Consider the following 19,642-nt stretch of genomic DNA (forward strand, 5'->3'; position numbering starts at 1 on the left):
CAGCTTTTTATGTCCCAATAATCACAAAATTGGAGACCTGCGCCATTTCCCAAAAGGCGGGCGGCAGCGCGCTACAGTAAGCCGCGCGTCATCAAGTTGTCCGCACCCGGCTCGCTTATGTCCGTCCGGCCGGTTTGCGGACGTTCCCTCAGCCGGTATGATACGAGCGGACATTTTCGATGGAATGCTCCGGTGACCCGGGTTTTCCCGGGCGCTGAGCGCGCGCTTCGGTTCATGGGACATAAAAGGGCGACACAAAAGACACAGGTAAGGCAAGGTAAGAAAATGCAAGGCGACTTGGTATCGGCAGTGGGTCGAACGATCGATTCGGCCATCGTTCGAAATAAACGGACGAAGCTCATCGCGCGAGCCATCGTGATGGTTGCCGCAAGTTTGTCGGCAAGCCTCGCGAGCGTAGGCGCACGCGCGGATTGCTTCGACGAAGCGGCCCGTTACCAGAAAGTGAACCCGCTGATCCTGCGCGCCATCGCCTGGCAGGAATCGCATAACACGCCGGACGCCCTTCACAAGAACGTCAACGGCTCGACGGACTACGGACTCATGCAGATCAACTCCGTGCACCTGCCTGTACTGAAGCAGTACGGCATTTCGTCGGAGACGCTGATGGAGCCGTGCAAGAACGTCTATATCGCAGCCTGGCACCTGCGACAAAAGATGAACAAGTACGGGAACACATGGGAAGCCGTGGGTGCGTACCACTCTGAAACCCCGGCCCTGCGCGATCGTTATGCGCGCCAGATCGTCGATATTCTCAGCCGTTGGAAGCTGTTGCAGGCGCAACGCTAGCTGAATCGCGGAATACTGCGCATGTCGTGCAGGGCGGCATTCTAACAGCAATTTCTCGAGCTGCGTCGATCTTGGCGCGATCTCGGCTCATCAAACCCTCAATCGGCGTGAACGCGCCATCAACGCCCGGCGCCGCCGCGATTGGTGCAAAATGCTCGCTGCACCGCGTTTTGCCGGCCGTGCGCCGCCTCTTTCACCTATCCGATCCACCATCATGAATCAGCCTCCTTTGCCCGTTACCGTGCTGTCGGGTTTTCTCGGCGCGGGCAAGACCACGCTGCTCAAGCATATCCTCGCCAATCGCGCCGGCCTGCGCGTCGCCGTCATCGTCAACGATCTCGCGACCGTCAACATCGACGCCTCGCTCGTGCGTGACGCCGCGACGCTGTCGCACGTGGAGGAACGGCTCGTCGAGATGTCGAACGGCTGCATCTGCTGCACGTTGCGCGACGATCTGCTGACCGAGATCCGGCAACTCGCGGGCGAGGGCCGCTTCGATGCGATCGTCATCGAATCGACAGGCATCGCCGAACCCATGCCGATCGCCGAAACGTTCGCCATGACCGATGACGAGGGGGTCTCGCTCTCGGATGCGGCGCGCCTCGATACGATGGTCACCGTCGTCGACGCGCTCAACTTTCTGCGCGATTACGAATCGTCCGATGCGCTCGCGGAGCGAGGCCTCGCCGCGAGCGACGAAGACGATCGCACGCTCGTGGAACTGCTGATCGAACAGGTCGAATTCTGCGATGTGCTCGTCGTCAACAAGGCCGATCTCGTCGATGCCGACACGCTTACCCGACTGCAGCGCATCCTTGCCCGTCTCAATCCGCGCGCGATTCAGATAGTGAGCCGCTTCGGCGCCGTGCCGCTGCGCGAAGTGCTCGATACCAAGCGTTTCGATTTCGACGCGGCCGCGAATGCGCCGGGCTGGCTCGCATCGCTCGCGCACTCGCACGACGAAACGAGCGACGGGAATCACGAGCATGCACACGAACACCACGAGCATCGCGGCGAAGCCGACAAGTACGGAATCGACAGCTTCGTCTACCGTGCGCGGCGGCCGTTTCACCCGGAGCGGCTATGGGCGCTCTTGCACGAGGAGTGGCGTGGCGTTTTGCGCAGCAAGGGTTTTTTTTGGCTCGCGACGCGTCATGACGTCGTCGGCTCGCTTTCGCAGGCGGGCGGCGCCTGCCGGCACGGGCCGGCCGGTTTCTGGTGGGCGGCTCAGCCGCGCGAGGAATGGCCCGACGACGCGGAGCTCGCGGTCGAGATCGCGGCCGACTGGCACGGCGACGCAAACGACACGACGATCGGGGATCGGCGTCAGGAGCTCGTTATGATCGGCGTCGATCTCGATGCGGCATATTGGCGCACCAAGCTCGATGCATGTCTTCTGACCGACGACGAATACGCGCTCGGTCCTGCCGGCTGGGCTGGGTTTGCCGATCCTTTCCCGATGTGGGACCTCGGCGCCGAAGACAGCGACGAAGACGGGACCGGCCAGATCGTGCATTGACGCCCGGCGCGTCGCCGCGGCTTTTTGCAAGAATCGACGACGCTAATAAAGAACCCGCCGTATCGGCGGGTTCTCGACGAGACGTCGAGCGCTGAGCTCAACGCTTGTTGACAGCATCCTTGAAAGCCTTGCCCGCCGTGAACTTCACGGTCTTCGCCGCCGGGATCTTGATCGTTTCGCCCGTCTTCGGGTTGCGGCCCGTGCGGGCTGCGCGCTTACCCGAACCGAAGCTGCCGAAGCCGATCAGTTGAACCGAGTCCCCCTTGGACACTGCCTTCTTGATCACTTCGAGCAGCGTGTCCAGCGTTTCGCCAGTCTGAGCCTTGCTGGCGCCCGTCTGACCTGCGACGGCGTCGATCAGTTCCTGTTTGTTCATTAACGTTCCTCTTTTCAGATTGAATTGACACTGACGGCGCGAATTACGCCCATCATCGTACGCAAGCTGTGCCGTCCTGTAGCTGTGGCGAAGCGTGCGCCACCGGCTGCGGCGCCGGGCCCCGGCGCAACGGTCGTGCGGCGCTTGCTATGATAGCTCAGCGCAAACCCAATAACGGCAAGGCTTCCGAAGAATTTAACGCTTCTTAACCTTGTCGCTGCTGGGTTTCCCGCATTGTCGTACTCGAAAACCCCGCCTGCCAAGGGATTCCCGGGGTTGCCACACGCCGACGTTGGATTTTGCCAACGTTCCCGAAAAGCCATGACCGCTCCTCTCAGACCCGCCACGCTTGCCTTTCGCGACGACGGCACGCCGTATTCGCCCGCCTATGACGACGTCTATCACAGCGCCGCCGGTGCGCTCGCGCAGGCGCAGCATGTTTTCATCGGCGGCAACAAGCTGCCTTCCCGCTGGCGCGGCAGGCGTCTTTTCACGATTCTCGAAACGGGCTTTGGGCTGGGCGGCAATTTCCTCGCGACCTGGGCCGCCTGGCGCGGCGACCCCGCTCGACCGCAGCGTCTGGCCTTCGTCTCCATCGAAAAACACCCGTTTTCCGCACACGACCTGCGCGCGCTTCACGAGCGGATCGTTGCGCACGCAACGATCGCGCCGCTCGCGCGCGCGCTCGCCGACGCTTGGCCGCTGCCGCTTCCCGGCGTTCATCGGCTCGAATTCGAAGGAGGGCGCGTCACATTGACGATCGCTTTCGGCGACGCGCTCGAGCTACTCCCGAAGCTTTGGTTGCGCGCCGACGCGTTCTATCTCGACGGCTTTTCGCCGGCCAAGAATCCCGATCTCTGGTCGCCGCCCGTCTTCAAGGCGCTGGCGCGACTCGCCGGGAAGGACGCGACGCTCGCGACCTACACGAGCGCCGGACACGTCAGACGCGGGCTCGAAGCGGCCGGCTTCCTGTGCGCCAAGGCGCAAGGGTTCGCCGGCAAGCGCGAGATGCTCGTCGGCACGTTCGCGCCGCGCTGGCGCGTACGCCGTCACGAACCGCCTTTGCCGATCGACTGTACCGAGCGGCAGGCCGTCGTGATAGGCGCCGGACTCGCCGGCTGCGCGGTGACCGAGCGGCTCGTCGCGCGCGGCTGGCAGGTGACGCTCGTCGACCGCCATGCGCGTGTTGCCAGCGAGACGTCGGGCAACCCAGGCGCCGTCTTTCATCCGTTGCTGTCGCGCGACGACAGCGTCGCCTCGCGCATTTCGCGAGCGGGCTTCCTTTACGCGCTCGATCGCTGGCGCGTGCTCGAAGCGGCCGGCCACCGATTCGAACGCAGCGCGAATGGCCTTCTCCATTTGCCGGCCGACGAAGAGGAAGAACAAACGCTCGCTGAAGCGATTGCGACCCACGCCTTTCCGGCCGAGTTCGCACGAATGTTATCGGCTGGCGAAGCGCAGGCTCTCGCAGGTGCGGCACTGACAGGTCTGTCGGTTCGCGGCTGCTTTTATCCGCAAGGGGGCTCGTTGAACCCGGCGGCACTGGCGGCGGCGCTGTGCTCGAGTGCTGCGCACGCATCGAGCTGGCGCGGTGGGGTGCAAGTCGATCGGATCGTGCGCGAAGGCGTTGTCTGGAACGTGATCGACGATGTCGGCCGGCTCGTCGCACGCGCGCCTGTCGTCATCGTCGCGAATGCACATGACGCGGCTCGTCTCGCCCGCTCGCGCCACGTGCCGACGCGCATCGTGCGCGGCCAACTCACGCGGCTCCCGCCGCGCTTTGCGACGGGCTTGCGAGTCCCGGTGATCGGCGACGGCTATGCAGTGCCGCTAGCTGACGGCTTGCTGACCGGCGCCACCTACGAACCCGACGACGAAGACGCGGCCATCCGCCCCTCGGGTCATGCCGAAAACCTTGCACGACTGTCGAAACTGATTCCCTCGTTGACGAACGAGCTCGCCGCGATCGATCCCGCAACGCTCGCGGGCCGCGTCGGTTTTCGCTGCGTCACGAGCGATCGCCTGCCGATGGCCGGTCAATTTGCCGACGAGCGCGCGAGCGAGATGCAAGCCGCCAGCCTGCGCGGCGCCTGGCCGCTCGACCTGCCGCGTGCCGAAGGGCTCTACGGCGCTTTCGCGTTCGGTTCGCGCGGCCTCGTGTGGGCGGCGCTCGCGGCCGAACTCGTCGCCTCGCAGATCGAAGGGGAACCGTGGCCGGTGGAACGCGACCTCGCCGAGTCCCTCGATCCGGCGCGTTACTTGCTCCGTGCGCTGCGGCACGGTCTGGCGGATCGCTTCGCGTAAGACTCCATAGCGAAGAAAAGCCAGTGAGTGTGGGGACAACCGCTACATTATCCACCGATGCCTGTGGGTAACGTGGCGAAAAGCGGCTGAAAACGCTGTGAAATCGATGTGGACGTAAACGGGACAAACGACGGAGGGGCGGACGACGTCAAAAAGTTGTGCCGGGAAAGCCGGCCGCGCCTCACACGGTGCGCAGAAGGTTATGCGTTTTCCAACTCATTGATTCCAACAGCCAAATGCGTGTTATGCACAGAATTCGGAGCAGCTTGTTAACTGCTACTACTTGTATACATACGTAAACGATGTAAACCAACGACGTGCTGCCGCTCAACCGCTGGATCGGGCCGGTCGTACGGCGAACGCGGGAGGTCGTTGGCGGAACGGCGCTGTCTCGTGTCTGATGCGCGCAGCTGCGGAGCCTTGAAATCGGATAGTTTTTCCGCTGCTTGTACTGTCGCGCGTCATTTCTACCGAAATCGCGGCAGATCTATGTCGAATCGCTACAGAACGCGCAGGTTGTGGCACAATCCGCGTTCTTCCTGCATGCGTTGCACGTTCGAGCCTGGAAAATTGCGGGGCTCGACGGAACGGCGAAAGCCGGTTCGGAATCTCAGACCTGAGCGGCCGCGTCCGTTCTCATTCATCTCGCCAGGCAGCGTGAGCGCCGCTCACCGCGAACGCGTTGCCGGCAATTCGCCGTAGGTCGGCCCGTCGAATTCGAGCGGGCATCGCCGGGCGCCGGTGGCTACCGCCGGCCCAGGGGCCGGTTCGCCGGCTGCCGCCATCCGCGTCCGTCGGCCTCATGCCCGATCGGACGAGCACGCACACCAGCCGCTTTCCGATATCCGAGGGCGGCTTGTCCGTAAAGGAGAAGCTATTCATGACATCGGCGTTTTCCTTTCTGCCGAGTTGGCCGTTCCCGCTGAACGGTATCTTCTGGGCGGGACTCGCCTTGTTCGTCGCGGGACTGTGCGGCGAGCTCTGCTACCGGGCATGGCGCCTGCCCCGCATCTCCGGGTATGCCGTCATCGGTCTCATCGCCGGCTCGGCCGGCGTCGGCGCGATCGATGCCGACATGATCGATACGTCGCGGGTGCTGCTCGACGTCGGGCTCGGACTGTTGCTGTTCGAGCTCGGCAGCCGGCTCGATCTGCGCTGGGTCCGCCGTAATCCCTGGCTGATCCTGTCGAGCCTGACCGAAGCGACGCTGACGTTCGCGCTCGTGCTCGTGGTCTTGTTGTTCGCGAAAGTTTCGCCGCCCGTCGCGACCGTGCTGGCGGCTATTTCGATGTCGACGTCACCGGCGATGGTCATTCAGCTCAAGACGGAGCTGCGGGCCGAAGGGCAGGTGACGCAGCGGCTGCTCACGCTTACCGCGCTCAACAGCATGTACGCCGTCATCGTCGAGAAGATCGTCTCCGCCTGGCTTCATCAGGAGGTCTACGGGAATGTGTTCGCCACCATCGTCCAGCCGCTTTACCTGATTGCCGGCTCGCTCATCGTCGCGTTTCTGCTCGCGCGCGCCTGCATGTTCTTTTACCGGCGCGTCAACATGCAGGACGAGCACTCGTTCGTCGCGCTTTTCGGGCTCGTGCTGCTTGCGATCGCCGTGGCGAACATTTTCAAGCTCTCGACGATCCTGAGCCTGCTCGCGGCCGGCATCATCGTGAAGAACCTTGAAGAAAAACCGCAGCTTTGGCCGCAGCACTTCGGCACGGCGGGCTGGCTGCTCACGGTGATTCTGTTCGTGCTGACGCTCACGTCGTTCGAGTGGAAGGATCTGGCGATCGGCGGCGTCGCGGCGCTCGGCCTCATCGTCGCGCGCTTCGTCGCGAAGCTCGTCGGCGTGCTCGCGTTCGCGAAGCCGAGCGGCCTCGGGTGGAAGCAGGGCCTTGCGCTCGGCCTTTCGCTCGCTCCGATGTCGGCGCTCGCTTATCTGCTCGTCGACGACACATACCAGCTCTACCCGCAATTCGATCCGACGCTGCGGGCCGTCGCGCTCAGCGCTATCGTCGTGTTGCAGCTCGTCGGGCCTTGGATCGTCTATCGGAGCCTGACGCTCGTCGGCGAGCGCCGGGCTTGAGCGTCTGGCAGTTCCAGAACAGGAAAGAAATATGGCACTTGAACCCTTCGTCGACTCCAAACCGTTCACGTTCGGTGTCGAGCTCGAGATCCAGGTCGTCAACAAGCACGACTACGATCTGACGAAAGCGGCTTCGGATCTGATGCGTCTCGTCAAGGACCAGAAGATTCCGGGAAACATCACGCCCGAGATCACCGAAAGCATGATCGAGCTTTCGACGGGCATTTGCACGTCGCACGAAGAAGCGCTCTCTCAGCTGCGCACGATTCGCGACACGCTCGTGGCCGCGGCGGATCAGCTCAACGTCGGTCTTTGCGGCGGCGGCACGCATGCGTTCCAGCATTGGACGGAGCGGCAGATCTTCGACGCGCCGCGCTTTCAGTACCTGTCGGAGCTCTACGGCTATCTGGCGAAGCAATTCACCGTATTCGGCCAACACGTTCACATCGGCTGTCCCGACGCCGACAGCGCGCTGTTCCTGCTTCATGCCATGTCGCGCTTCATTCCGCATTTCATCGCGCTTTCGGCTTCTTCTCCGTACGTGCAGGGCGTCGACACGGGGTTTCACTCGGCACGGCTCAACTCGGTGTTTGCCTTTCCGCTATCGGGCCGCGCGCCGTTCGTGCTGACCTGGGACGGCTTCGAAGAGTACTTTTCGAAGATGGTGGCGACGGGCGTCGTCAACAGCATGAAGGATTTCTACTGGGATATCCGGCCGAAGCCCGGCTTCGGCACGATCGAGGTGCGCGTGATGGATACGCCGCTATCGATCGACCGGGCCGCGGCGATCGCCTGCTACATCCAGACGCTCGCACGCCATCTGCTCGTCGACAAGCCTTTCACGCCGAAGGAAGACGACTACCTCGTCTACACGTTCAACCGCTTCGAGGCCTGCCGCTTCGGCCTGGGCGGAACCTGCATCGATCCGCAAACCGGCGCCCGTCGCACGATCTTCGAAGACATCCTCGATACGCTCCAGACGATCGCACCCCACGCTCAGGCGCTTCATTCGGGTGCCGCACTCGATCAGATCGCCGTTATCGCGCGGGAACAGATGAACGATGCGACGTGGCTGCGAAGTGTCGTCGCCAAAGAGAAGTCGCTCCACGAGGCAGTGCGGCAACAGTGCGTGCGCTGGCGCAGTTTCTAGGTTTGTTTAACTTAGAACGTATACAAAAGTAGTAGTAGTTAACAAGCCACGGCCGGCGCTGTGGAAAACGTCAAATCTTGCCGACGCTTCAACGGCATGCGTAAACGATAACCGCGTGGACCGAACGTGCATGACGGAAAGATGCGGCTCATAACTCGAGTCGCACTTTTTGGGATTCGTACGTTATCGAAGATCCTGCCACAGAAGATTCACGCGGTTATACACGACTTATCCACAGAGTTTCGCAAATAACTGGCTCGACAGACGCGTTCGCTCGCTTAAAATGGCGGACTCGGCGCTTTAGAGGGTTATCGCGTAAACGACGCTGCGCAGCGCTCGCAAGCGTAAACTCAGGTGTGCGTCGTACCGTCTCGACAGATGAAAAATTGATCCCACGTCGAGCGATAGACTCGGGAATAGTAAAATTCTGCAGGCTCGAGAGGGCGAGTCATCCCACGGAGGTTGCGGCGCGTCGCGTGGTAGGCGCACACTGGCAACCTGATCAGCAGCGGCATGCTGTCAATGGCGAATAGCGAAGAAAGACTATGAGCGAAGGTGCATACGGAGAGCAAGCGACGGGGCGGGTGACCCATAGTTTGCTGAGATTGAATACGGCGATGCGCAGCCAGGCGTGGGAATGGGCGGAAAGTGCCGGATTGACGCCGACGCAAGGGGAAATACTCGTTCTGCTCATGCAGCGCAAGATGCCATTGCGGCTCGGGGAGATTGCGCGCGAGACCGCGCTGACTGCCGCTACGACGAGCGATGCCGTCAGCACGCTCGAAGCGAAGGGCCTCATCGAAAAGCGGCGTGCGCACGAGGATGGGCGCGCGCTTGCCGTGCGCTTGACGGGGAAAGGACGCACGGCGGCCAAGCGTGCGCTCCAATGGCCCGATTTCCTCAGCACGGCGATCGATACGCTCGGCGGCGACGAGCAGGCCATCTTCTATCGCACGTTATTGAAGATGATCCGCCAGCTTCAGGTCCAGGGCGACATCCCGGCACACAGGATGTGCATGACGTGCCGTCATTTGGAACCGAGCAAAAACGCAAAAAGGGCACCGCATCGGTGCCTGGCGCTCGGCGTCTCGTTGGGCGACGTCGAGCTGCGCCTCGATTGCGAGGCGCACGAGGAGGCCGATTCAGCGACGCAGAAGAAAATATGGAAGATCTTCGCGCAGCAGGGCTGAGTTCGACGTTGAACGAAGATATCGTCAGCGTGTACGATCACGTTTTGTGACGGACATGACGTCATTTGCCGACGCGGCGCCCATCGGGCGCCGCGTTTTCTATCCCATGGTCGAAAGCGCTCTCAGGTGCGGCGACGCGTGCGCGCCGCGGTAGCGGCATAGTTGGTTTTCAGAGGATTCGTCGATGAGTTCACGCAAGTTGGTCGTGCGCCGCTCAGGTGTGCATGGCAAGGGCGTGTTTGCCGCCGCGCCGCTCAGCGCGGGTGAGCGGCTGCTGGAGTACAAGGGTCAACGGATCTCGTGGAAGGAAGCGCAGCGCCGGCATCCGCACAATCCCGACGAACCGAACCATACGTTCTATTTCGCGCTCGAGGACGGCCGCGTCATCGACGGCAACGTGGACGGCAACAGCGCGCGCTGGATCAATCATTCATGCGCGCCGAACTGCGAGGCCGAGGAAGTCGAGGGGCGTGTGTTCATTCGCGCGTTGCGCGATATTGATGCCGACGAGGAATTGTTCTACGACTACGGCCTCGTGGTGGACGTGCGGCTCACGAAGAAGCTCAAGGCGGAATACGGCTGCCGCTGCGGCGCACGCAAATGCCGCGGCACGATGCTCGCGCCGAAAGGCAACGGCAAGAACGGCAAGGGCTGAGCGCGCTGCGCTGAAAGCCCGGCTTTTCAGCTGTCGCGCAATGCCGAAGCCGCTTCGGCGTGCGGCTTCGCGTCGGTCGGCGCCTGCGCCTCTCCCGCGAGCGGAATGCGCAGGATGAACCGGGCGCCGCCCTCGGGTGCGTCCGCGTATTGCACCTCGCCGCCATGCAGATTCATGATGTCGTGGACGATCGCCAGGCCGAGGCCCGCCCCCGCGTCGACGCCTTCGTCGTCCGAGTTGGCCCTGTCGCCGCGGAAGAATCGCTTGAAAAGGTCGGCCTGCAACGCGACCGGGATGCCTGAGCCATTGTCTTCGACGACGATCTGCGCAAGGGCTCCTCGCGCGGCGTCGAGCCGCGTGACCGTCACCGTGACGCGCGCGCCCTCGCGGCGAGCCGACGGCGCATACTTGAGCGCGTTGTCGAGCAGGTTCGCGACGACTTCCCGCAGCAAAACGGGGTTACCGCGCGCGATGAGCGGCGTGTCGTTGCTCGGATCGTCGAGACGCTGGAAGCCGAGATCGACATGAGCGGCGAGGGCCCTCGGCACCCATTCGGCACCCGTCTCGAATGCAAGCGCGGCGATATCCACATCGACGAAGCGCGCCGCTTGCGCACCGGGCTCCGCTCGCGCGAGGGAAAGCAATTGGTTGGAAAGTCGCACGGCCCGGTCCGCTGCCGCGCGCAATTCGCGCACGGCCGCCAGCGTCTGATTCGGATCGCGCGCGTTCGCCGCCTGTTCGGCATGCAGCTTCACCGCCGTCAACGGCGTGCGCAGTTGATGTGCGGCATCGGCAATGAATTTGCGCTGGGCGTCGAGCGCGGCCTTCAACCGTTCCAGCAGTGCGTTCAACGCGCTCGTGAGCGGACGGATCTCCGCCGGAACATGCGTTTCGTCGACTTTCTCGAGCGACATGTGCGTCTGCCGGTTCAGCGAATCGGCAAGTGCCGTCAACGGGCCGAGCTGCTGATTGACGACGCGCCAGACGATCCCCCAACCCGCAAACAGCAACAGCAGCAGCGGCATCATGATGGCGACGAGGAACTCGGCCGCGATCCGGTATCGATGGCGCAGCCGCTGAGCCACCTCGACGATGATCGGCCTGCCGTCCGACTGGGTGACGCGAACCTGAGCCACGCGAACATGCATGTCGTGATACTGCGTTTCGAAAACATAGGCGAAGCGCAATTGGCGTACGCTCTTGCCGTCGAGCGGCAAATCGCGATCGCCGGCGATATCGCGTTCGCCGTCGCTGATGCGATAGATCAAGTGCTGGGCGGGGTCGGAGAACATCGCCTGCGCGAGCGGCGGCACTGAGATTCGCGCGTTGGGTCCGGCTATCTGGATTTGCTTCGAGATGGCCGCGGCCAGATCGGCAAGCGACCGGTCGATCACGTGCTGCGTGTACTGCCAGGCGAGCCAGTAGGCGATGAGACCACTCATCAAGGCGAGCAGCGACAGCGGCCCCGCGAGGCGCCGCAGCAGCGAACGGCGCAGACTGGTTGCAGCGGGGTCATGCATGATCGACTAGACGCGATCCTTTACGAAGCGTGACGAATTTCCTGCAACAGATAGCCGAAGCCGCGCACCGTCACGATTTCGACTCGGCAGTTTTCGAGCTTCTTGCGGACGCGGTGCACATAGACTTCGATGGCCGTGTCGCCGAGATCGCCGCCGAAGTGCGTCAGGTGGTCCTGCAGTTGTGCCTTGCTGACGACGCGCCCGTGGCGCAGCAGCAGCATTTCCAACACGGCGAACTCGCGCGGCGAAAGCTCGAGCGGCTTGTCTTCGTTGAAGATGCGGCGGTCGACGCCCGAAAGACGCACGCCGCCCAATGACACTTCGGGCCGCGGCGCGTCGTTCGCGGGACCGCTTCGGCGCATCACCGCGCGAATACGCGCTTCGAGCTCGGAGGGCTCGAAGGGTTTGAGCATGTAGTCGTCCGCGCCCGCGTTCAGACCCTGGACTCGGTCGTTCAGCTCATCGCGCGCCGTCAGCACGATGACTGGCGTATGCCGGTTGCCTTGACGGAAGCGCGAGAGCAGCGTCATGCCGTCGATACCGGGCAAGCCCAGATCGAGAATGACGAGCTCGTGGCGATTTTGCGTCAGGGCTTGCTCGGCGAAGATGCCGTCGTGAACCATGTCGACGGTGAAGCCGACTTGTTCGAGACTGCTTTGGATACCGCGCGCGATGGGGCGGTCGTCTTCGATCAGGAGAAGTCGCATGGAAGTCGCTCAAGTACAATGGGTTAAGCATTCAGCACGCGACTCGCAAGGCGGGCACGCCGTTCGCGGGAGCCCCGCGGCCACATGGAGCGCGTGCCGCCACAAGCGATCGGCCGAAAGCCGCGGGTAGCCACACAGCCATCACGCGAATCATATGTCCGAAATTACGATCAACGAACTGGAAGCCGCGATCAACTTCTGGCGAACCCGATCGCCTTCGACAGGCGACGAGCTGAGCTTGTGCAAGGAGGCAAGCGCGCTCTCCAAGCCGTATGCGTTGCTGATTGTACAGCGTCGAACGGCGGTGCCGGAGGAAGGCCTCGAGCCCGCCGCGCGCGCCGCGTGGAACGATTATCTGAAGGCGCGCCGCGAAAAGGCAGGCAGCGCGGGCGTCTGACGCGGTTCGGGCCCGTAGCGCGGGGGCGCGCGCGGCTGCCCACGGAAGCCGGCCCGCGAAGGGTTTTGGTTACCGGCTGTTACAAGCGACACCCGAGCCCCGTTCCTTTTGGGGAAGCGTCGCGAATGAAGTGGGCGTGGAGGCGACATCATGACTGACGAAACGATCCCCGCGGGCGAGTTCGACTATGTGATCGTCGGCGCCGGCACGGCCGGCTGCGTGCTGGCCAACCGGCTCTCCGAGGATCGCGACGTGACCGTGCTCCTCGTCGAGGCGGGCGGCAAGGACGACTATCCCTGGATCCACGTCCCGGTCGGCTATCTCTACTGCATCGGCAATCCGCGCACGGATTGGCTTTACCGCACCTGCGCCGAGCCGGGCCTCAACGGGCGCACGCTTTCGTATCCGCGCGGACGCGTGCTCGGCGGCAGCTCGTCGATCAACGGCATGATCTACATGCGCGGTCAGCGCGAGGATTACGACGAGTGGGCGCGCGTGACGAGCGATTCGTCGTGGTCCTGGGACGCTGTCCTGCCGGTCTTCAAGCGCAGCGAGGATCATCACGGCGGCGCGAACGAATGGCACGGCGCGGGCGGGCCGTGGCGCGTGGAAAAACAGCGCCTCAAATGGAAGGTGCTCGAAGCGTTCCATGAAGCGGCGCAACAGACAGGCATCCCCGCAACCGAGGATTTCAATCGCGGCGACAACGCGGGCGTCGGCTACTTCGAAGTCAATCAGAAACGCGGTGTGCGTTGGAATGCGTCAAAGGCGTTCCTGCGGCCCGCGCTTTCGCGACCGAATCTGACTGTCGTCACGAACGCGCATGTGCGCCGGCTCGTGATGGAAGGCAAGCGCTGCACCGGTATCGAGTATTGGCGAGACCAACTCGAGGCTCGACGGTTCGTCGCGCGCGCCCGCTGCGAGGTGATCGTCGCGGCCGGCGCCGTCAATTCGCCGCAATTGCTCGAGCTCTCGGGCATCGGCAACGGCGCGCGGCTGCAGAAGCTCGGCATCGACGTCGTGCGGGATTTGCGCGGCGTCGGCGAGAACTTGCAGGACCATCTGCAATTGCGCATGGCTTATCGCGTCGAGGGCGTGCGCACGTTGAACACGCTTTCCGCGCACTGGTGGGGCAAGCTCTGGATTGCCGCGCAATATGCGCTGTCGAGGAGCGGCCCGATGTCGATGTCGCCGTCGCAGCTCGGTGCGTTCGCGAAATCTTCGGCCGACGACGAATCGATTACGCGTCCCGATATCGAATATCACGTGCAGCCGCTCTCGCTCGATCGTTTCGGCGAGCCGCTCCATCGTTTCAATGCATTCACGGCATCGGCCTGCCCCTTGAGGCCGACCTCGCGCGGCAGCATTCATATCGAATCGCCGGATCCGCACGCGCCGCCGGCCATTGCGCCGAACTATCTCTCGACCGATTACGACCGGCGCGTGGCGGCCAACGCCTTGCGCCTCACGCGACGCATCGTGGCCTCGCCCGCGCTCGCGCGCTATGCGCCAACCGAGATTCTGCCCGGCATCGAGTTCGAAACGGAAGACGAACTTGTGAGGGCGGCCGGCGCGATCGGCACGACGATCTTCCACCCGGTCGGCACATGCCGGATGGGTACGGCCGACGATCCCGGCGCCGTAGTCGACGCGCGGCTCGTCGTCATCGGCATGGAGGGTTTGCGCGTGGTCGATGCGTCTGTCATGCCGACGATCACATCGGGCAATACCAATTCGCCGACGCTGATGATCGCCGAGCGCGCAAGCGAGATGATTCGCGCGGATCGGCTCGCTCGGACGGGGACTGTCGGAGCGAGCGCGCCAGATGCAATTTCCGCGCCGATTACGTAAAGAAACCTAAGTGCAAATCCCAATGATTGCGCTGCATCAATGGCGAGACAATTCGCGGTGCCGCATGGTGCGGGGCCGACCTTCCCGAAATGATGCACCATGCCAAAGAAAGGGGCGATCCTATCGAAGCCTCGCAACGAATGGCGACGCCGACCGGGCGCGCTCCAACAATGGCATGCTTCGTCACTTCGCATGGAAGGGGACATGATTCTGGGCGACACGATTCTCGAAACGCGCGGCCTTACGAAAGAGTTCAAGGGATTCACCGCCGTCAACGGTGTGAATCTGCGCGTGCGACGCGGTTCGATCCATGCATTGATCGGCCCCAACGGCGCCGGCAAGACGACTTGCTTCAATTTGCTTACGAAATTTCTCGAGCCCACGGCCGGGCAAATTGTTTTCAACCATATCGACATCACGCGTGAAAAGCCGGCGCAAATTGCGCGGCGCGGTATTATTCGCTCGTTTCAGATTTCAGCTGTCTTTCCGCATTTGACGGTTTTGCAAAATGTGCGCGTCGGCCTGCAGCGCACGCTTGGCACGGCCTATCACTTCTGGCGCAGCGACCGTTTGCTGCGGCAGCTCGACGAGCGCGCGAGAGAATTGCTGGGACAGGTCGGCCTGACGGATTTTGCCGATACGCTGACGGTCGAGCTCTCATACGGCCGCAAGCGCGCGCTCGAGATCGCGACGACGCTTGCCATGGAGCCCGAGCTGATGCTGCTCGATGAGCCGACGCAGGGGATGGGCCACGAAGATGTCGATCGTGTGACAGCGCTGATCAAGAAGGTCTCCGCGGGTCGCACGATTCTGATGGTCGAGCACAACATGAACGTCATCGCGGGGATCTCCGATACGATCACGGTCTTGCAGCGCGGCGAAGTGCTCGCCGAAGGCAGCTATGCCGAAGTATCGAAGAACCCGCTCGTGATGCAAGCCTACATGGGCAGCGCCGACGCCGCGTTGACGGGGACGCACGGATGAACGATACGCAACGTGAAAACATCGAGGCGGGCGGCGTGATCGAGGAAGCGCGGCAGGGCACGCCGGCGCTGACGATCGCGGGGTTGCAGGCCTGGTACGGCGAATCCCACATTCTGCACGGCGTCGATCTGACCGTGAACCGCGGCGAGGTCGTGACGCTGCTCGGGCGCAATGGGGCGGGGCGCACGACGACGCTGCGCGCGATCATGGGGCTCACCGGCCGCCGCACGGGTTCGGTGAAGATCGGCGAGCGCGAGACCATCGGGCTGCCCACGCACCGCATCGCGCACTGCGGCGTGGGCTTTTGCCCCGAGGAGCGCGGCATCTTTTCGAGCCTCTCGTGCGAGGAGAACCTGATTCTTCCGCCGATGGTCGGCAGCGCGAAGGATGCCATGTCGATCGACGAGATCTACGAGATGTTTCCGAATCTGAAGGAACGCCGCGCGAGCCAGGGCACGCGTCTTTCCGGCGGTGAGCAGCAGATGCTCGCCGTCGCGCGGATCCTGCGCACGGGCGCGAATCTGCTCTTGCTCGACGAGATTTCCGAAGGCCTTGCCCCCGTGATCGTCCAGACGCTCGCGCGCATGATCCTGACGCTGAAGGCGCGCGGCTACACGATCGTGATGGTCGAGCAGAACTTTCGCTTCGCCGCGCCGCTCGCGGATCGTTTCTACGTAATGGAGCACGGCCGCATCGTCGAGCGCTTCGTCGCGAGTGAGCTCGAAAGCAAAATGCCGGTGCTGCACGATCTGCTCGGCGTTTGAGCAGCATCGGAGGGCACACGCACGAAACGTGCGCTTCGCACGCTGCTCGTACAGGCTGCTGCCTCGCGGCATCTTGCGAGGATTGGCACGTCACCTGTCTTACGTCTCACGTTGCACGCTAGAACCAATAACGCAAAGAAGGAGATACGAATGAAGACGAAGTTCCTCGCACGCGTGGTACGCACTCTCGCAATGACAAGCGCGGCTTGCGCCGTTGCCTTGCCCGTGCAACATGCCGCGGCCGACGAGAACGCAGTCACGATCGGTTTCATCACCGACATGTCGGGCCTCTATGCCGATATCGACGGCAAGGGCGGCGCGACCGCCATTCAGATGGCCATCGACGATTTCGGCGGGAAAGTGAACGGCAAGCCGATCAAGCTGCTGACGGCCGATCACCAGAACAAGGCCGATATCGCCGCCACGACGGCGCGCAAGTGGATCGACACGGAAGGCCTCGACATGCTGATCGGCGGGACGAACTCGGCGACGGGGCTTTCGATGAACGATGTCGTCAAGGACAAGAAGCGGCCGTTCTATGTGATCGGCGCGGGTACCGACGCCCTCACCAACAAGCAGTGCACGCCTTACACCGTTCACTACGCGTATGACACCACGGCGCTGGCCAGGGGCACCGGTTCCGCGATCGTGAAGCAAGGCTTCAAGACCTGGTACTTCCTGACCGCCGACTACGCATTCGGCAAGTCGCTCGACAAGAACACGACCGAGGTCGTCGAGAAGAACGGCGGCAAGGTGCTCGGTCATGCGTTCCATCCGCTCTCAGCTTCCGACTTTTCGTCGTTCCTGCTGCAGGCGCAAGCGTCGAAGGCCCAGGTGCTCGGTCTCGCGAATGCGGGCAACGATACGGTGAACTCGCTGAAGGCGGCGAAGGAATTCGGCATCACGAAGACGATGAAGATCGCCGCGCTGCTGATGTTCATCGACGACGTGCACAGTGTCGGCCTGCCGACGGCTCAGGGTCTGCTGCTGACGGATAGCTGGTACTGGGATCAGAACGACAAGGCGCGTGCGTGGGCGGAAAAGTACATGAAGAAGACGGGCAAGATGCCGTCGAGCTTGCAGGCCGCCGACTACTCGGCAACGATGAACTACCTGAACGCGGTGAAGGCGGCCGGCACGACCGATCCCGACAAGGTGATGGAGCAGGTCAGGAAGACGAAGGTCGACGACTTCTATGCGAAGGGCGAGATTCGTCCCGATGGTGTCATGCTGCACGACATGTACCTCTATCAAGTGAAGACGCCGGCCGAGTCGAAGAAGCCGTGGGATTACTACACGCTGAAAGCGACGATTCCGGGCGATCAGGCGTTCGGGACGAAGGCCGAGACTCAGTGCGACCTTTGGAAGTGATTCGGGGTTGAGGCTTGATGTGCGATCGGAGTCGGCGCGCTTTGGCGTCAGCGCATACTCCGATCCACGCTACATGGTTTGACTTTGACGGCAGGCAGGTTCAATGGATATCTTCGGCATTCCGTTGCAGGCGTTGTTGAGCCAGCTCCTGCTCGGGCTCGTCAACGGATCGTTCTACGCGATCCTGAGCCTCGGGCTGGCGGTGATCTTCGGCATGCTCAACGTGATCAACTTTGCCCATGGCGCCTTGTTCATGCTCGGCGCGATGCTCGCCTGGATGGGGCTCAACTATCTGGGTCTGCCTTATTGGGCGATGATCGTGCTTGCGCCGCTCGTCATCGGCGCATTCGGCATCGTGATCGAACGCTCGATGCTGCGCTGGCTCTACCGGCTCGATCACCTCTACGGGCTTTTGCTGACCTTCGGCCTGACGCTCGTGATTGAAGGCGTCTTCCGCTCAGTCTACGGATCGTCGGGTCAGCCTTACGATGTGCCCGATTTGCTTGCGGGCGCAACGAATCTCGGCTTCATGTACTTGCCGAACTATCGCGCGTGGGTCGTCGTCGCGTCGCTCGTCGTCTGCTTCGCGACCTGGTTCGTGATCGAGAAGACACGCATCGGCTCGTATCTTCGCGCGGGCACCGAAAATCCAAAGCTCGTCGAGGCGTTCGGCGTCAACGTGCCCGTCATGATCACGCTCACCTACGGTTTCGGCGTCGCGCTCGCCGCGTTCGCGGGTGTGCTCGCCGCACCGGTGATCCAGGTTTCGCCGCTGATGGGCCAGTCGATGATCATCACCGTTTTCGCCGTCGTCGTAATCGGCGGAATGGGCTCGATCATGGGCTCGATCGTCACGGGCCTTATGCTCGGGGTCATCGAAGGCTTCACACGCGTCTTTTATCCGCAGGCGTCGGCCACCGTCGTCTTCGTCATCATGGCGATCGTGCTGCTCGTGCGGCCGGCGGGTCTTTTCGGCAAGGAACGGTGATGCAGAGAAAAGCGCTCTACGGCCTTTTGTTCTTGGGCCTTCTCATCGCGCCGTGGGCCGGCGTCTATCCGATCTTCGTCATGAAGGTGCTCTGCTTCGCGCTCTTTGCGGCCGCCTTCAATCTGCTCATCGGGTACACAGGATTGCTCTCGTTCGGTCACGCGATGTTTCTCGCGACGGCCGGCTACGTCACGGGCTTCACGATGCAGTCGCTCGGTCTTGCGCCTATTCTCGGCGTGCTGGCCGGCACGGCGAGCGCGACGCTGCTCGGTCTCGTCGTCGGCCTCTTCGCGATCAGACGGCAGGGCATCTACTTCGCGATGGTGACGCTCGCGTTCGCGCAGATGATCTACTTCATCTATCTGCAGGTGCCTTTCACGCATGGCGAGGACGGCCTGCAAGGCGTGCCGCGCGGGACGCTCTTCGGCCTCGTCAACCTCTCGTCGGACCTCGCGCTCTACTACGTCGTGCTCGTCGTGATCGCGCTCGCGTTCCTGCTCATCGTGCGCATCGTCCATTCGCCGTTCGGCGAGCTCATGACGGCGATCCGCGAAAACGAGCCGCGCGCCACTTCGCTCGGTTACGACACCGATCGTTTCAAGCTGCTCGCGTTCGTGCTGTCCGCGGGGCTCGCCGGTCTCGCGGGTGCGATGAAAGTACTCGTGCTCGGCTTCGAAACGCTCAGCGACGCGCATTGGACGATGTCGGGCCTCGTCATCCTGATGACGCTCGTGGGAGGCATGGGTACGCTGTTCGGGCCGCTGCTCGGGGCCGCGCTCATCGTGACGCTCGAGGACCGGCTCGGCGACATCGGCTCGTTCATCGCATCGATCACGGGCATCACGTGGTTCGGCACGCTCGGCGAATCGACGACGATCGTCATCGGCTTCATCTTCATCGCTTGCGTGCTCGCATTCAGGCGCGGCATCGTGGGCGAAGTCGTCGCACGCGTGCGAACGTTGCGGGCCTGATGCGC

Annotated in this window: 17 protein-coding genes; 14 read left to right on the top strand and 3 right to left on the bottom strand. The window is 62.8% G+C overall.

Annotated features, from left to right (window positions below; translation table 11 throughout):
• Positions 1-378: 378 nt before the first annotated feature.
• Together B0G57_RS15730 and B0G57_RS15735 are read left to right on the top strand one after the other, a co-directional pair.
• Positions 379-807 carry a lytic transglycosylase domain-containing protein gene (locus tag B0G57_RS15730; RefSeq protein WP_085952730.1) on the top strand — a complete coding sequence of 143 codons (429 nt, stop codon included), beginning with the start codon at positions 379-381 and terminating at the stop codon, positions 805-807.
• A gap of 214 nt (positions 808-1,021) precedes the next feature.
• Positions 1,022-2,326 (top strand): GTP-binding protein, encoded by a 1,305-nt coding sequence (locus B0G57_RS15735; RefSeq protein ID WP_018441347.1) that lies wholly within the window; start codon positions 1,022-1,024, stop codon positions 2,324-2,326.
• Between the two features lie 97 nt (positions 2,327-2,423).
• Here B0G57_RS15735 and B0G57_RS15740 read toward each other — a convergent pair whose 3' ends face one another.
• Positions 2,424-2,702, bottom strand: a complete 279-nt coding sequence (locus tag B0G57_RS15740; RefSeq protein WP_018441348.1) for an HU family DNA-binding protein — start codon at positions 2,700-2,702, stop codon at positions 2,424-2,426.
• A 321-nt stretch (positions 2,703-3,023) separates the two neighbouring features.
• Here B0G57_RS15740 and mnmC point away from each other — a divergent pair, with 321 nt between their 5' ends.
• The 5 genes from mnmC to B0G57_RS15765 all read left to right on the top strand — a co-directional run bounded on the left by mnmC (position 3,024) and on the right by B0G57_RS15765 (position 10,084).
• Positions 3,024-5,006 carry a bifunctional tRNA (5-methylaminomethyl-2-thiouridine)(34)-methyltransferase MnmD/FAD-dependent 5-carboxymethylaminomethyl-2-thiouridine(34) oxidoreductase MnmC gene (mnmC, locus tag B0G57_RS15745; RefSeq protein WP_018441349.1) on the top strand — a complete coding sequence of 661 codons (1,983 nt, stop codon included), beginning with the start codon at positions 3,024-3,026 and terminating at the stop codon, positions 5,004-5,006.
• An 880-nt stretch (positions 5,007-5,886) separates the two neighbouring features.
• Positions 5,887-7,089: a cation:proton antiporter gene (locus B0G57_RS15750; protein ID WP_026229790.1), complete on the top strand. Its 1,203-nt coding sequence runs from the start codon at positions 5,887-5,889 to the stop codon at positions 7,087-7,089.
• A 31-nt stretch (positions 7,090-7,120) separates the two neighbouring features.
• A complete protein-coding gene (locus B0G57_RS15755; RefSeq protein WP_018441352.1) occupies positions 7,121-8,239 on the top strand; it encodes a YbdK family carboxylate-amine ligase in 1,119 nt (372 codons plus the stop codon).
• Positions 8,240-8,784: 545 nt separating this feature from the next.
• Positions 8,785-9,429 (top strand): MarR family winged helix-turn-helix transcriptional regulator, encoded by a 645-nt coding sequence (locus B0G57_RS15760; RefSeq protein ID WP_026229791.1) that lies wholly within the window; start codon positions 8,785-8,787, stop codon positions 9,427-9,429.
• 184 nt (positions 9,430-9,613) lie between these two features.
• Positions 9,614-10,084 carry an SET domain-containing protein gene (locus B0G57_RS15765; protein WP_018441355.1) on the top strand — a complete coding sequence of 157 codons (471 nt, stop codon included), beginning with the start codon at positions 9,614-9,616 and terminating at the stop codon, positions 10,082-10,084.
• A gap of 26 nt (positions 10,085-10,110) precedes the next feature.
• On the opposite strand, the gene B0G57_RS15770 is transcribed toward B0G57_RS15765, so the two are convergent.
• Positions 10,111-11,604, bottom strand: a complete 1,494-nt coding sequence (locus B0G57_RS15770) for a sensor histidine kinase (RefSeq protein ID WP_018441356.1) — start codon at positions 11,602-11,604, stop codon at positions 10,111-10,113.
• A 20-nt stretch (positions 11,605-11,624) separates the two neighbouring features.
• Complete coding sequence (locus tag B0G57_RS15775) at positions 11,625-12,311, bottom strand: response regulator transcription factor (RefSeq protein ID WP_018441357.1); 687 nt, start codon at positions 12,309-12,311, stop codon at positions 11,625-11,627.
• A gap of 154 nt (positions 12,312-12,465) precedes the next feature.
• On the opposite strand from B0G57_RS15775, the gene B0G57_RS15780 reads away from it, so the two are divergent.
• From B0G57_RS15780 to B0G57_RS15810, 7 genes are all read left to right on the top strand, one after another.
• Positions 12,466-12,708 carry a DUF3717 domain-containing protein gene (locus B0G57_RS15780; protein WP_018441358.1) on the top strand — a complete coding sequence of 81 codons (243 nt, stop codon included), beginning with the start codon at positions 12,466-12,468 and terminating at the stop codon, positions 12,706-12,708.
• Positions 12,709-12,858: 150 nt separating this feature from the next.
• Entirely contained in the window at positions 12,859-14,559 is a 1,701-nt protein-coding gene (locus B0G57_RS15785) for a GMC family oxidoreductase (protein WP_018441359.1), read from the top strand.
• A 204-nt stretch (positions 14,560-14,763) separates the two neighbouring features.
• Positions 14,764-15,543 (top strand): ABC transporter ATP-binding protein, encoded by a 780-nt coding sequence (locus B0G57_RS15790; RefSeq protein ID WP_020566259.1) that lies wholly within the window; start codon positions 14,764-14,766, stop codon positions 15,541-15,543.
• Complete coding sequence (locus B0G57_RS15795; RefSeq protein ID WP_018441361.1) at positions 15,540-16,307, top strand: ABC transporter ATP-binding protein; 768 nt, start codon at positions 15,540-15,542, stop codon at positions 16,305-16,307. The genes B0G57_RS15790 and B0G57_RS15795 overlap by 4 nt, the downstream gene beginning before the upstream one ends.
• Positions 16,308-16,499: 192 nt before the next feature.
• Complete coding sequence (locus tag B0G57_RS15800) at positions 16,500-17,678, top strand: ABC transporter substrate-binding protein (RefSeq protein WP_223258589.1); 1,179 nt, start codon at positions 16,500-16,502, stop codon at positions 17,676-17,678.
• Between the two features lie 103 nt (positions 17,679-17,781).
• Positions 17,782-18,666 (top strand): branched-chain amino acid ABC transporter permease, encoded by an 885-nt coding sequence (locus B0G57_RS15805; RefSeq protein WP_018441363.1) that lies wholly within the window; start codon positions 17,782-17,784, stop codon positions 18,664-18,666.
• On the top strand, positions 18,666-19,637 hold the full coding sequence (locus tag B0G57_RS15810; RefSeq protein WP_018441364.1) for a branched-chain amino acid ABC transporter permease: 972 nt from the start codon (positions 18,666-18,668) through the stop codon (positions 19,635-19,637). Before B0G57_RS15805 ends, B0G57_RS15810 begins: the two co-directional genes overlap by 1 nt.
• The last annotated feature ends 5 nt before the right edge of the window (positions 19,638-19,642 follow it).

Origin of the sequence: Trinickia symbiotica, from assembly GCF_002934455.1 — a bacterium.
GTDB classification, from domain to species: domain Bacteria; phylum Pseudomonadota; class Gammaproteobacteria; order Burkholderiales; family Burkholderiaceae; genus Trinickia; species Trinickia symbiotica.